7 protein-coding genes and 2 pseudogenes are annotated in these 12,931 nt (G+C 63.6%); 1 reads left to right on the top strand and 8 read right to left on the bottom strand.

What is annotated here, in order from left to right; translation table 11 throughout:
• Positions 1–39: 39 nt before the first annotated feature.
• The 6 genes and pseudogenes from GUY40_RS08410 to GUY40_RS08390 all read right to left on the bottom strand — a co-directional run.
• A complete protein-coding gene (locus GUY40_RS08410) occupies positions 40–1,332 on the bottom strand; it encodes an NAD(P)/FAD-dependent oxidoreductase (RefSeq protein WP_166568487.1) in 1,293 nt (430 codons plus the stop codon).
• Complete coding sequence (locus GUY40_RS08405; protein ID WP_166568486.1) at positions 1,329–2,000, bottom strand: S8 family serine peptidase; 672 nt, start codon at positions 1,998–2,000, stop codon at positions 1,329–1,331. Before GUY40_RS08405 ends, GUY40_RS08410 begins: the two co-directional genes overlap by 4 nt.
• A complete protein-coding gene (locus tag GUY40_RS08400; protein WP_166568485.1) occupies positions 1,990–3,708 on the bottom strand; it encodes an ABC transporter ATP-binding protein in 1,719 nt (572 codons plus the stop codon). Before GUY40_RS08400 ends, GUY40_RS08405 begins: the two co-directional genes overlap by 11 nt.
• Positions 3,708–5,606, bottom strand: a complete 1,899-nt coding sequence (locus GUY40_RS08395) for a sigma-54-dependent Fis family transcriptional regulator (RefSeq protein ID WP_166568484.1) — start codon at positions 5,604–5,606, stop codon at positions 3,708–3,710. The genes GUY40_RS08400 and GUY40_RS08395 overlap by 1 nt, the downstream gene beginning before the upstream one ends.
• Positions 5,607–5,840: 234 nt before the next feature.
• Positions 5,841–6,035 (bottom strand): annotated as a pseudogene (locus tag GUY40_RS28745) (response regulator transcription factor); the annotation flags it as partial.
• Between the two features lie 77 nt (positions 6,036–6,112).
• A pseudogene (locus tag GUY40_RS08390) lies at positions 6,113–8,555 on the bottom strand (helix-turn-helix transcriptional regulator); the annotation flags it as partial.
• Between the two features lie 597 nt (positions 8,556–9,152).
• On the opposite strand from GUY40_RS08390, the gene GUY40_RS08385 reads away from it, so the two are divergent.
• Positions 9,153–9,461 carry a DUF3077 domain-containing protein gene (locus GUY40_RS08385; protein ID WP_166568482.1) on the top strand — a complete coding sequence of 103 codons (309 nt, stop codon included), beginning with the start codon at positions 9,153–9,155 and terminating at the stop codon, positions 9,459–9,461.
• Between the two features lie 48 nt (positions 9,462–9,509).
• Here GUY40_RS08385 and GUY40_RS08380 read toward each other — a convergent pair whose 3' ends face one another.
• Positions 9,510–10,874, bottom strand: coding sequence for a DUF1329 domain-containing protein (locus GUY40_RS08380; RefSeq protein ID WP_166568565.1), 1,365 nt, complete (start codon positions 10,872–10,874; stop codon positions 9,510–9,512).
• 28 nt (positions 10,875–10,902) lie between these two features.
• The gene (locus GUY40_RS08375; protein ID WP_166568481.1) at positions 10,903–12,789 is read right to left on the bottom strand and encodes a DUF1302 domain-containing protein; all 1,887 of its coding nucleotides are present in this window, start codon (positions 12,787–12,789) and stop codon (positions 10,903–10,905) included.
• Between the last annotated feature and the right edge of the window lie 142 nt (positions 12,790–12,931).

Below are 12,931 nucleotides of genomic sequence, written 5' to 3'. Positions count from 1 at the left end.
TTTGCGACAGGTGTTCCACACTGAGACAGGGTGAAGCTATCAGGGCCGATACCCTTGGCTCAAAAGCCAGCTACGGACATTGCGTTGTTGCTCCAGATTCAGATGCGCCAGCACCTGCTGAGCGGGTTCGCGCTTCAAGCGTTGCACCAGCGGCGCCAACTCGACCCCTTGCAGATGCCAGATACCCAAAGGCTGATCGGGCGTGATGACAACTTGAGCCGCATCTATCCAGCCATCGCGCAGCACCGGCGCCTTGACCACCTTGAGCGCAGAAAAGTCAGGCGCCGCATGCGCCACCTGCGCATCCGGCCAATGGCTGCGGGCCTGCCAGAATGGCTGCTCGCCCCACTGCTGCTCCAGCGCATAGAAGTCCCGCCCGGTGCGGGCAAAGCGCCAGAACAGCTGCTCCACCCGTTGTTGATGAAACTGGCGCGCCAAAGCTGCGCGCTCGGGCTTTTGCAGCAAGGTGTTGATCACCGCCGGCGCTTGCAGCGCCGAGGACAGGGACTGAAAGATGCCATTGCCCGACAACGGGTCCACCGCCATCGCCGCATCGCCCACCCGCAGCCAACGCTCGCCACAGACCGGCTGGGCGAGGATTGCCGTGCTGCTGCGCGCATGCAGTTCAAGGCCGGTTTCCTCGGTATCGCCAAACAGGTCGTGCACCAGCGCAGACTGTCGGCGCCGCTGGCGGCAGAATTCGAGCAGTTGGTTTTTCTCCGGCAGTTGAGCACTGGCAACATCCACCGTCAGTTGCCAATAACAACTGCCATCGGCATGCCGGGCCATCCAGGCCCAGCCGTCGGGCAGGCTTTCGATGGCGCTGGCGGGTCCGCCAGGCACGCCTTGCCAGCGGTTCAGCAGGCTGAGGGTTTCCGGTCCGCGCCGGGCTTTGCCGGTCCGGCTGTTCTGCGGCGCCTGACGCCCTCGGGCCTCGACGATGAAATCGGCTCGTACAGGCTCGGCGCCGTCAATTTCGACCCACTGTTCGCTCACGTTCAAGACACGCCCTTCAATCAACTCAACGCCAGCGCCGCGCACGTCTTCACGCAGGCCTTGATCAAAGCGCGGCCGATCCAGCAGAAATTCGACGTTGGGCGCCGGTTGCTCGCCGTTCCAATGCACACGGCGCTGGATCGGTGCCGCCGCCGTGGCCATGGCCCGGTGCAGGCCCGCCGCCTGCAAACCCTCCAGTACCCGGCGTGAAACGCCTTCGAGCGCTGCAAAGCGTCGCCATTCACTGACCACGACCACGCGGTAACCGAGGCGGCGCAAGCCGATCGCCACCGTCGCACCGGCCGGCCCCGCGCCGAGCACCACAATCTGCGTCATGGCCCGGCCCTGCGCTCAATGCCCCGGTAGCTGGCATGCTCGACCAACCATCGGAGCACCGCCTCGTTGCTGGCCTCTGGCGCTTGCAGCAGACGCTCGGCGATATGCCCACACAGCGCCGCACAGCCAAGGCTGGCGCCGGACTGACCCGGCCGGTCACCGCGCACGCAGGCGCCAAAATCAGCCTGGGCGCTGTTGAGCCACGACCATTGCTGCGGGCCGCAACGGGCATCGCCGGTCACCCGCACCACGCCCGGGTAGCTGGCCGGAAACACCCCGGCGCCCTGGGCCGGGCTTGACGCGCACAGCAGCACGCCGCTGGCCTGCGCCGCCGCACACGCCAAGCGCAGCGCTTCACGGTCGTGGCGCAAGCCCAGGCTCAGGTTGATCACCCGCACCCCACAGTTCACCAGCCAATCGATACCCGCCGCCACTTGCAGCGCGCTGGTCACCCCTCGGCCATCAAACACCTGCGCCACATACAGTTCAGCCTCTGGGGCGCGCTGGGCAATCGCCGCCAGCACCGCGCTGCCGTGGCCAAGGCTGTCGGGCTCCACATCCCCTTGCGCCAATCCCGCTTCAACCAGCCAGAATCGCTGGGCCGCCGCCACCCCTTGCGAGGGGGTGTAGCCGCTGTCGACAATGCCGATCCGCAGGTCAGGACGCATGGGCGACCTCAATGCGCTTGAGCTGTCCGTCCACCAGTTCCAGGCGCACATCAGCATCGGCCAGGGTGGAGGGACGATGGCTGATCAGGATGCGCGTACGACCGGCAAACAGCCCATCGATGGCGGCAATGACTTCACGCTCGGTGGCCTCGTCCACGGCCGAAGTGGCCTCGTCCAGCACCAGGATCAGCGGGTCCTGCAGCAACGCCCGGGCGATGGCGATGCGTTGTTTCTGCCCGCCCGAAAGCTGCTGGCCGCGCTCGCCGAGCGGGCTGTCGAGGCCTTCGGGCAAGGATTCGATCAGGCTGTCCAGACGCGCCAGCCGCGCCACTTCGATCACCGCCTCACGGCTGGCGGAGGGGTTGCTGTAGCAGAGGTTATCGGCCAGGCTGCCGCGAAACAGCACGATCTCCTGGCTGACCACGGCGATGCGGCGGCGCAACTCGAACAGTTCCAGCTCACGCAGATCAACCCCGCCCAACAGAATGCGGCCCTGTTGCGGGTCGTAAAATCGCAGCAGCAGGTCGATCAAAGTCGATTTGCCCACGCCCGAGGCGCCGCTCAGCGCCACCTTGCTGCCATCGGCAATCTGCACATCGACACCGCGCAGAATCGCCGAGCGCCCCGAGTGGCTGAACTCAACGGCTTCAAAGGTCAGATCGCCCACCGTCGGCATCGGTTTGGGCTTGGCGACGCTGGCCACGCCCGGCTGCTCGTTGCGCAGTTCCATGACCCGGCCCAGGCTGACCGTCATGCGCTGCAAGGCCACATACAACCCGAGCAAACTCTGCACCGGCCCCACCGCCATGCCCAGATAGGTGGAGAAGGCAATCAGCGCACCGAGCTGCCAGGTGCCCTGCACCACCCAGTAACCGCCGATCAAAAACGCGCAGGCCCGCGACAGCGAGGTCAGGGTGCCGGGCACCGCCTGGGTGAAAAACTCGGTGACCTGCAAGCGCAGTAACTGGCTCATATAGCCGCGCCCCAGCCCTTCCAGACGGCGCGATTCGCGTTGTTGCTGGCCGGCGGTCTGGATGAACTTCATCGCCGGCAAGGTCTCGACCAGAAACGACGACACATCGGCCGATCGCTCGCGCAACTGCCGCACTTCCCGTTCGACCTTGCGCCGCATCCAGCGCAGCCAGAGCACATCCAGCGGGATCAATACCAGCGCCAGCAGCGACAGTTTCCACGACAGGGTCAGCAGCATCGCCACCGCGCACACCAGGCCGATCACACTGGACACCGCCGAGAACAGCGAGTCGACCGCAAAGCGCTGAATCTCGGCCACATCGCCGTCCAGGCGCGACATCAGGTCGCCGATCCGGCGCTTGCCATAAAACGTCGGGGACAGGGTTTGCAGGTGCCGGTACAGCTCATCGCGCAGGGAAAACAGAATGCGCCCGGACAGGCGCGTGTGCAGGTAGCGGTTCACGCCCGACAACAGCGTGCCGAGCAAACCGGCCAGAATCATCAGTCCGGCCACCCAGACCAGTGTCGGGAAATGGCGCGCGATCAGTCCATCGTCGATCAGCATCTTGACCAGCCATGGCTGCACCAGCACCAGCAAGGATGCGCACAGCGACAAGCTGAGCAGGCCCGCGATCGCCCAGCGGTGCGGACGCACAAAGCTGTACAGCCAGTGCAGCGAATGCTCCAGCGCCTGAGGATCGTTGCTGTCGATCAGGCGCGTCATCAGGCGCCGCATCAGGCGCGCAGCTGTTTGAGTTTGCGGTAGAGGGTCGCGCGGCTGATCCCCAGCGCATCGGCAGCCGCCGAGACATTGCCCTGGTGTTGGTCCAGCGATTGGCGAATCAGTTCCAGTTCATTGTCCCGGATACGCCCGCTTTGCGGTCGCTCGGTGGTGCTCAATTCGTCCAGCATGCTGTCGGGCAGGTGCTGCAGGCCAAGCTCGGTTTCATCCGGCAGGCGCATGGCAAGCAAGGTGCGCAAGACCATTTCCAGCTGACGGATATTGCCTGGCCAGTGGTAGTCGGCGAACAACCCTGCCAAGTCGCTGGCGAGCGTGACATTGACGGCCCCCAGTCGCGCCAGCAGCCCGGCAATCAGGCTGTCGAGGTCATCGCGGTCGCGCAGGGCCGGCAATTGGATGCCGACACCATTGACGCGGTAGTAGAGGTCTTCGCGAAACTGCCGGTCTTCGACCTGACGCTTGAGATCGCGGTGGGTGGCGCAGATCACTGCCACATCCAGGTCCTGCTCTTCACCGGCGCCCAGCGGCGCGACCTTGCGCTCCTGCAACACCCGCAGCAGGCGCGCCTGCAACGCCAGCGGCATGTCACCGATCTCATCGAGAAACAGGGTCCCGCCATGGGCCTGCTGCAAACGCCCGACCATGCCGCCACGGCGCGAGCCGGTGAAGGCACCTTCGCGGTAGCCAAACAATTCGGACTCGATCAGCCCCTCGGGAATCGCCGCACAGTTGACTGCGACGAAGGGCTTGTCGCGCCGAGCACCGGCCGTGTGCAGCGCACGGGCGACCACTTCCTTGCCGGTACCGGTTTCGCCCAGCAGCAATACCGGCAAGTCATTGGCCAAGGCCTGGCGGGCCATCTGCAACGCACGGGCGTAGCGGCTGTTGCCAGCGCCGAGCAGGTCCAGTTCCGCTGCCTGGGGTTCCTTCTGCGCTGGGCGCTTGAGCGTGCCGGCCACCGCCAGCGGGCGGAACGGCACGTGCAAGGTCTTGTAGAAAAAGCTGCCCTTGGCGGTCTCGACAGTGCCGGCGCTGCCTTGCTGTACCCGCGCCAGCCACTGCTCGGGGCGCTTGCCCAGAAAGCTGTCACAACGCTGGCCGATCAGGCGGGTACGCGAATCGCCGAGCAACTGGCAGGCTTGATTGCTGACCGCGACGATGCGCCCGTCCAGGCTCATCGCCAACAGCCCTTGCCAAGGCGAATCGAGGTACTGCCGACGACTGTGGAAGGCCAGCACGATATCGTCCGGGTAGCTGATATTGAACAGTCGGCCTTCGATCTGGCTGACCGCCATCGACAGCAAGGCGGTGCTGTCTTGCACGCGGCCGAGCGGGCCTTCGCGGGTCAGGTCGAGCACGCCGACCAACTCGCCCTGCGGGCAATGAATGGGTACCGAAGTGCAGGAAAACGGGCTCAAGCGGTCAAGGTAATGCTCGCCGCAGTCGATCAGCATGGTCCGCGCTTCGACCAGCGCCGTGCCCAGGGCATTGGTGCCGCGGGCCGCTTCGCTCCAGCAGGCGCCCAAGGCGATATCGCTCAGGCCGCTGGCACGCAGTGCATCGGCCTGGCCTTCCAATGCGAGGATGGTCGCATCGCTGTTGCAGAGGATGATCAGGCCATCCTTGCCCTGCCGAGCCTTGAGGTAATCCAGCTCGGCGCTGGCCGCGTCCAGCAGCAGGCGGTTGCTCGATAACAGGATATCCAGGCTTGCGGCCGACTCGGTTGCCAGGTCATGGCGCTCGGTACAGTGCACGCCATGGCCGAGGCTGCGCCGCCATGAGGCATCGATCTCGGCCCGCAGAATCCCGTCGGGCAGATGGCCGTCGTGGTGCAAGTGTTCCCGCGCCAGGCGGGCATCGTCGGGTAGCGGGTAATTTATTGTTTTTGTCATGGTCTTGTCGCTCTGCGAATTCGCTACGGCAATGGCCACCATATTTACGTTAACGTAAACCCAATGACAACTACCACGCGTCCCACCTGTATCTATCTCCATGGGCAATACACAATGCTCAGGCATACCCTGTGGGAGCAAAGCTTGCTCGCGATGGCTTCACCGCGGCTTACCCCAGATACACCGCGGTGAAGCCATCGCGAGCGAGCTCGGCTCCTACAGGGTGAACTGGCGTTATAGCAAGCCCAGGGATTTTGCCTTTGCCACCGCCTGCGTGCGGCGCTCGACGCCCAGTTTGCTGTTGATGTGGCTGGCGTGAGTTTTCACCGTGTGCAGGGAGATGAACAGCTGCTGGCTGATCTGCTGGTTCGAGCAGCCTTGGGCGATCAACTCCAGCACGGCCAGCTCGCGGCCGCTGAGTTGTTCAGTATGGCCGCTGGCAGGCTCTTGTGCCTGATGGGCAGGCACAGCCGCCAGCAAAGACTGCTGGGTCGGGCTGGACGGGCTGTGCTGGAGTTGCTCACGCAGCCAGTCAGGATGCTCGCCGATCAGCCGCTGGAACGGTTGCAGCGCACCGCCCTGGGCGGCCTGAAGGCTGCGGCCGAGCAGGGTCCGGGCCTCGCTTTCACGACCGTTGCCCAGGAGCAATTCGATCCATTGGTTCAAGGCCATGACCGAAAGCAACTGGCCGCCGCTGGCCTGGCCCTGGGCATCCAGCTGACGCAACTGCTGTTCAGCATCGGCCGGACGTTGCTGCACCCGCGCCAGCAGCGCCTGTTGCAACTCGATATGCAGCGGCAGTTGCGGGTGGAACTCCGGTGCCGCTGCCGCCTGCTCGCCACCGTAGGTCTGGCCCAGGCGCAGCAGCCAGGCCTCGGCAAGGTCGGTGCGGCCTTGAGCCAGCCAGAGTTCGCATTTGATCAGGGTAATCATCGCCAGGTAGAAAATCGGCGGCACGTCCCAGATATGCATCAGCCGCTCGGCCTCGGCAAGCTCGGCAAAGGCCTCGGCAAATCGCCCGTGGCGACCGTCCAGGCCGGCGATCACGCAGTGGCCGATCAGCACACTGATGTCGCGACAGGCCCGCGCCTCGCTCAATCCCGCCTGCAGGCGCTGGCGGCCGGCCTCGGGCTGCAAGCGCATCACCAACAGATAGCCTTCGTAGAGGGTCAGGCGCGCCCGCGCCGCGTACAGGCGCTGGGCCGACAAGCCTTGCAGGCGCAGAAGGCCCTGGCGCACTTCGTCGAGGGCGCGCAGCACTTCGCCCCGGGCATGCAGCACGCGCGCGCGGTCGTAGTGGGCGAGCGCTTCGAACAAGGGATTGTCGACCCGCTGGGCCAGCTCCAGCGCGTCGCGGTTCCAGCGCCGTGCCCGCCAGAAATCGGCCTCGACGATCGCCAGATTCGACAGCGTCGACAGGCACATCAGGCGCTGGCCGTAGCGCTTTTTCGGCAGACTCTGCAGCGCCTCGGTGCAATACGCCAGCGTGCGCTCGCGGTCACCACGCCCGCGGGCAATGATGCCGCTCAAGGCCAGCCACTGGGCCAGCATCGACTTCTGCGAGGTGGCCGTCGGTGCCGGCAGAAAGCGGCTCAGGTGGCTGGCCAGCGCTTCGGCGGCATCCAACTGGCAGGCCAGGCCAAGCGCCCAGCTGTACAGCACGATCAGGCGTGGCGTGCTGACAAGAAGACTGTCGGGCAAATCCATTTTCCAGCGCAGCAGCATGCCGACGTTCTGTTCGGCCAGCAGCTGCTCTTCGGAGAGGTTCTGCACCAGGTTGGCGGCCACATCCAGGTGCCCTGCGCGCAGGGCCTGCTCGACCGCTTCATCGAGCAGCCCCTGGCCGTTGAACCAGCGGCAGGCGCGCAAATGCAGGCTGGCGTTCGATGTGCCGCTGGAGCGGGTGCGCAGCAGATCAGAAAACAGGTGATGGTAGCGATACCACTGGCCCTGGGCATCGAGGGGCACCAGAAACACCTGGTGGGCCTGCAAATAGCGCAGGATATCAGCGCTGTCGTGGGCCTCGCGCATGGCATCGCACAACTCGGCGCTGAAGCGCTCCTGGCAGGCCGTATCGAAGAGGAAGGCTTGCACCTCAGGCGGCAGGCAGTCGATGACTTCTTCGAGCAAGTAGTCGCGAATCAGGCCTTCGCCGCCATGCATGGCCTGCGGCAACACGGCGTCGCCCCCGGCGGCCGCGAGCAGCCAGAAGCGCAACCCGGCCACCCAGCCTTCGCTGCGCTGAAGCAGGCTGTCGAGGGCCTGCCCGTGCAGGCTGGAGGAATGCTGGCCGAGCACGGCGATGGACTCGGCGTCGGTCAGCCGCAGGTCTTGCTCGTTCAGTTCCAGCAACAGACGTGACAGGCGCAGGCGCGCCAGATGCCAGTCCGGGCGCTGGCGGCTGGTGACCAGCAACACCAGCCCTGCGGGCAAATGGTTGAGAAAAAACTGCAGGCAACGGTCCAGCACGGGCCCTTGCGCCAGGTGGTAGTCGTCCAGCACCAGCAGTACCGGGCGGGCCTCAACCAGGTGTTCGGCCAATTCGTCGAGCAGGCTGTCGAGCCACTCTTCGAAGGCGAACGGCTGGTGCCGCTGGCGCATTTTCAGCAGGCCAATGGCTTGGCTGCCCAGTGAGGGAAAGTATTGCTGAAGGCCTTCGAGCAAGCGTTCGAGAAAACGCCCGGGGTCACTGTCGCGGCGGCTAAGGCCCAGCCACAAGCTGTTCCAGTGGTCGGGCAGATGCTGACAGAATTCGATGGCCAATGAGCTTTTGCCGAACCCGGCCGGTGCACTGACCAGCAGCAACCGCCCGTCCAACCCCGCGGCCAGTCGCTCGCACAACCGCACCCTGGGGACATGGCCCTGGGGCAGCGGAGGTCGAAAGAACCGTCCTTCCGGTGACGCTGTGGCGCGCCCGGTGAGGCCTTGCATACGGGACAGATCAGTCATATTCCGGCTCAGGTCGAAAGTGCTGTTGTCGGCAGTGCAGATGCCCGCAGATTAGCGGTTATATCGCGGGAGTTGAAGATTCTTTTACAACAAATGTCTATGACAAGATGTTTTGGGTTGGCATTGGGGCCGCTGCGCGGCCCATCGCGGCCGGGTCCGCTCCTACATAAACTCCGCGTTGTCCCGCACATTTATGGCAAACGGGGATTTTGTAGGAGCGGACCTGGCCGCGATGGGCTGCGAAGCAGCCCCAACAATCTCGAATATTCCTACATAAATAGGGCAGCAATCTTTCTGCTGATTTCCGCATTCCTCTAACGACTGGCAAGCCACCGGAAATATCCTACGAACCCTGTCGCCTGCCATGAACTTGTCCCCGGGAAGCTCCATCCCTAGGCTTTTCCGGTCGCTGAATGTTCAGCGATCGGGTGTGGAAACCCGGATGTAACCATTCTGGCATGTCGCTCAATGGCGGCTGCGCGCGGGAGGGCTTCGGCCCTGCCGGGTTTGGTGGTTACACCGGTTTTCCACCCCGCGCACAGCTGTCACCCAACGTTGTGGAAACGGCTGGGTGGCGCTCCCAAGAGGATAACCACCATGAAAAAAACAGTACCCGACCCACCCCTCACTTCAATCAAAACCGTTCTCACCCCCTTCGGTACCTGCGATGCCCCGCACGGTCCGCTGTTTGCCGTCCTCGGCGGTATCGGGATTCACGACGCGCTGGTGCATACCTCGCTGTACCTCAGATGTGTGCTGGCGACCTCGCAGGAAGCCGTACCCCACACCGGCGAAGCAGGTCGTGGGATGTTGTGGTCTGCGGTGCATTCGGCCGAGATGGCCAAGGCGCTGGTGGATGGCTTGCTGGATGGGCTGGAGGCTGAGCAGGACAAGGCTGGCGGTTGAATCGGTGGTGATATTTGGGGCCGCTGCGCGGCCCCAAAAATACAGCTATTACCGAACCCCTTCCTGGCGCAACGCCGCCGGGGTGAATTCGCTGGTATTGGCGGTAAAGCCAAAGTCATACGCCCTCTTCTCTTCGTTCTTCATGCCCAGTGCCAGGTAGCGGCCGGACTGCAGATCGTAGAGGGTTTCCAGGGTGTACCACGGCACTTGCACGTTGTAGTACTGCTGGGCATGGGCCTCGGCCACGCGCCACAGTTGGCCGCGGCCGTCGTAGTGGTCGATCACCGCCGCTTGCCAGGTGTCTTCGTCGATGTAGAAGTCACGCTTGGCGTAGATGTGGCGCTGGCCCGGCTTCAGGGTGGCAACGACGTGCCAGACCCGGCGCAGCTCGTAGCGGGTCAGGTCCTGGTTGATGTGGCCGGCCTTGAGGATGTCGGCGTACTTGAGTGACGGCGAGTCGAGCTTGTAGGCGTCGGAGCCGATGTACATCTCTTTCTTGCCTTCCAGCTTCCAGTCGTAGCGGTCCGGCGCGCCGTTGTACATGTCCAGGTTATCGGAAGTGCGCAGGCCGTCTGCGGCGGTGCCCGGGCCGTCGTAGGACACTTGCGGCGCGCGGCGAACGCGGCGCTGGCCAGCGTTATAGACCCATGCCGAACGCGGCTCTTTCACCTGGTCGAGTGTCTCGTGCACCAGCAGCACACCACCGGCCAGACGCGCCGGCGCGGTCACTTTCTGCTTGAAGTAGAAGAGGATGTTGCCCGGGTTGTTCGGGTCGTACTCCTTCATCTTGTCGCGGAACACGAACTGGTCCTGAAAATTCACCAGGCTGTAGGAACCGTTTGATTGTGGCGTGGCCTGCGTCACCAGGCGAGTCACGGTGCCGCCACGGTAGCGGGTGATGTGGTTCCAGATAACCTCAACTCCGTCCTGGGGGATCGGGAAAGGGATGGCAGACTTGAAGTTTTCCAGGCCGTTACCACCTGCCACCAGTTTGGTGGTGGTGGCGTTTTCCTTGATGGCGGCGAACACGTCATCCGGCACGGTGGAGCCGCGATGGGACGGGTACACCGGTATCTTGAAGGTTTCCGGGTAGCGCTTGAGCATCGCGATCTGCCCGGGCGCGAGCTTGTCCTTGTACTGGTCGAGGTTCTGCGCGGTGATGGTGAACAGCGGTTTCTCGTTGGCGTATGGGTCGGACAAAAAACCCTTGCCGTCCACGCTGCCGGCGGTTTTCGACAGCGGCGTCCAGGCCGGGATGGTGCCGGCGGCGTTACCGGCCTTTTCGGCGCCCATGGGCGTCAAGGTGGTGCCCAGCTTGGCCGCTTCAGTGGCCGAGACCGCCGCCATCACACTGGTCGCCAGCATCGACACCCCCAGTACACCGACCTGCAACAGCTGTTTGGTTGTGTTCATTTTCATGATTGCCCCGAATTCTCTGTACTTAGAAGTTCACGCCGAAGCTGAGCGAAACGAAGTCGCGGTCGTCCACGGTGGTGTACTTGCCATCGAAGAAGTTGGTGTAGGACAGACTGGTGGTGTAGGTGTTCTGGTATTCGGCATCGACCCCCAGGCTCACCGCCTTGCGGCCTTCCTCGAAGTTGCCGCCAGGGCCTGGCGAATAACCGTCGACGTCATGGGACCAGACCACGTTGGGCTTGAGGTTTACGCCGGCGAAGACGTCGTTGTAGTCCCAGATCGCCCGGGCGCGATAGCCCCAGGAGGTGGCGGTGGTGAAGCCTTCGTTGTTGCAGTTGCGGCTGCGGTTGTTGGTGGCCGCACCTGGGCCTGCACCGTTGATGGTGCTGGTATTGAGGATCGCCGAGCAGGTGTTGGCCGCGCCGGTGGCAGGCAGGGCACCGGGGCCATAGACCGGATCGCGGCCGTAACGCACGTCCGAAGTGCTTTCCAGCCCACCGACGTGGGTCACGCCGACCTCACCCACCAGGGTCAGGCGACTGGCGCCCATGACCTGATCGAAGAAGTGCGTCAGGGTGGTCTGGAACTGGGTGACTTCCTTGCGACGGTAACCGTGCAGATCCTGTCCCGCAGGGCCACTGAGCAAGGAGGCGTTGGTCAGGGCCGGTATTGGCCGTACACCGGCGAAGAGGATGTCGGTGGTGTTCAGCTGCACGGGCGCGTTGGGCCGGTAGCTGATCTCGCCGCTCCAGGCCGTGCCGGTAGGCAGGGTGGTCGAGAAGCTCAGGCCATACAGGCGAATGTCTTCGGGGTATTCGACAAAGTAGCTGGAGTTGCCCGCCACAATGATCGGGGCCAGCGCTTGCTGGGCGCCCTGTAGAGCCCCCAGGCTCTGGAAGGTCTGGGCCGACGCACTGGTGGCGCTGAAGATCGGCGCACGGCTGTGATAGTTCATGAAGTAAGCGCCGAACTCGGTGTCCAGCGGATCAAACAGGTAGCGAAATGCGACGCCGAACTGGCCGCTGTCCCGCGCATCACGATCACCGCTGCGACGCACCAGGACGCCTTCTTCGTTGATATTGACGTTTCGCGAGGCCAGGAAAGCCTGCGCGCCAGGCGATAAGGTGGAGCGTTTGTTCAGCACCCGCAGGTTGTTGTCACAGCCGTCGGCAATGATGTCCGGCTGGGAGAAAAAGGTCCCGCAGTTATCCACAACGGTCTGGTCCCACTCCAGCTGGTAGAAGGCTTCAGCCGAGAGGTTGTCGGTCAGGCTCTGGGACACATAGAACATATTGACCGGGATCAGGCCTTCCTTGACCTCGGCGCCAGGGCGACGGAAGGCCGACACGTCGATGGGGTTGATGGCGTTGATGCCATTGCCGATAAAGGTACTTTCACCCCAGCTCACCACCTGTTTGCCAAAGCGCACGGAACCGGGCTGATCGGCGATCGCATAGTTGTGGTAGATGAAGGCGTCGAGGATCTGCCCGCCGGATGACTGGGCGCCCTCCTTGCGGTTGCTGTCGCTGATGTCCTTGAACTCGCGGCTTTCGTCCTTGAGCTCGAAGTCGTACCAGTACTTGCCGCGCACGAACACGCCGGTATCGCCGTACTTGAGCTCCAGGTCGTGGATGCCCTTGAAGATTTTCGAGAAGGTTTCCCCGCGCTTGAAGTTCAGGTGACCGTCGTCCGAGGTTTGGGACAGGCCACTGCCACCGTTGTTGACGCCGATCAGGTTCTTGTTGGCTTTCTCGGTCGACCAACTGGCCCCCACGGAGAGCGACGAATCGATCTGGCCTTCGATCTCACCAATGTTGAAGCTGACGCCGAAGGCGGGACCTGCGAGCGTGGAAGCGAGGCTGACGGCCAGGGGCAGTCGTGCCCGGCGCCAAAAGGGTTTTGCAGTTGTCATCGACGCTACTCCATGTACTTTTTGTTATGGCAGGAGTCCTTTTAAAAACGCATCGATCGACCTTGTTCTGGACAGTTTTTTGGTCGGTCAAAGTGGCAATGTGCATTGGGTTGCACGTGGCCCCGTTCCTAAAAATCCTCTG

The sequence above is a fragment of the Pseudomonas sp. R5(2019) genome (assembly GCF_009905435.1).
Classification (GTDB): Bacteria; Pseudomonadota; Gammaproteobacteria; order Pseudomonadales; family Pseudomonadaceae; genus Aquipseudomonas.
The sequence above is the reverse complement of the archived record's forward strand: the minus strand, read 5'-3'. Positions and strand labels throughout refer to the sequence as shown.

Excerpts from the sequence above, each read along its gene's own strand:
- GUY40_RS08410 (WP_166568487.1), bottom strand. The coding sequence starts at position 1,332 with ATGACGCAGATTGTGGTGCTCGGCGCGGGGCCGGCCGGTGCGACGGTG.
- GUY40_RS08405 (WP_166568486.1), bottom strand. The coding sequence starts at position 2,000 with ATGCGTCCTGACCTGCGGATCGGCATTGTCGACAGCGGCTACACCCCC.
- GUY40_RS08400 (WP_166568485.1), bottom strand. The coding sequence starts at position 3,708 with ATGCGGCGCCTGATGACGCGCCTGATCGACAGCAACGATCCTCAGGCG.
- GUY40_RS08395 (WP_166568484.1), bottom strand. The coding sequence starts at position 5,606 with ATGACAAAAACAATAAATTACCCGCTACCCGACGATGCCCGCCTGGCG.
- GUY40_RS08385 (WP_166568482.1), top strand. The coding sequence starts at position 9,153 with ATGAAAAAAACAGTACCCGACCCACCCCTCACTTCAATCAAAACCGTT.
- GUY40_RS08380 (WP_166568565.1), bottom strand. The coding sequence starts at position 10,874 with ATGAACACAACCAAACAGCTGTTGCAGGTCGGTGTACTGGGGGTGTCG.
- GUY40_RS08375 (WP_166568481.1), bottom strand. The coding sequence starts at position 12,789 with ATGACAACTGCAAAACCCTTTTGGCGCCGGGCACGACTGCCCCTGGCC.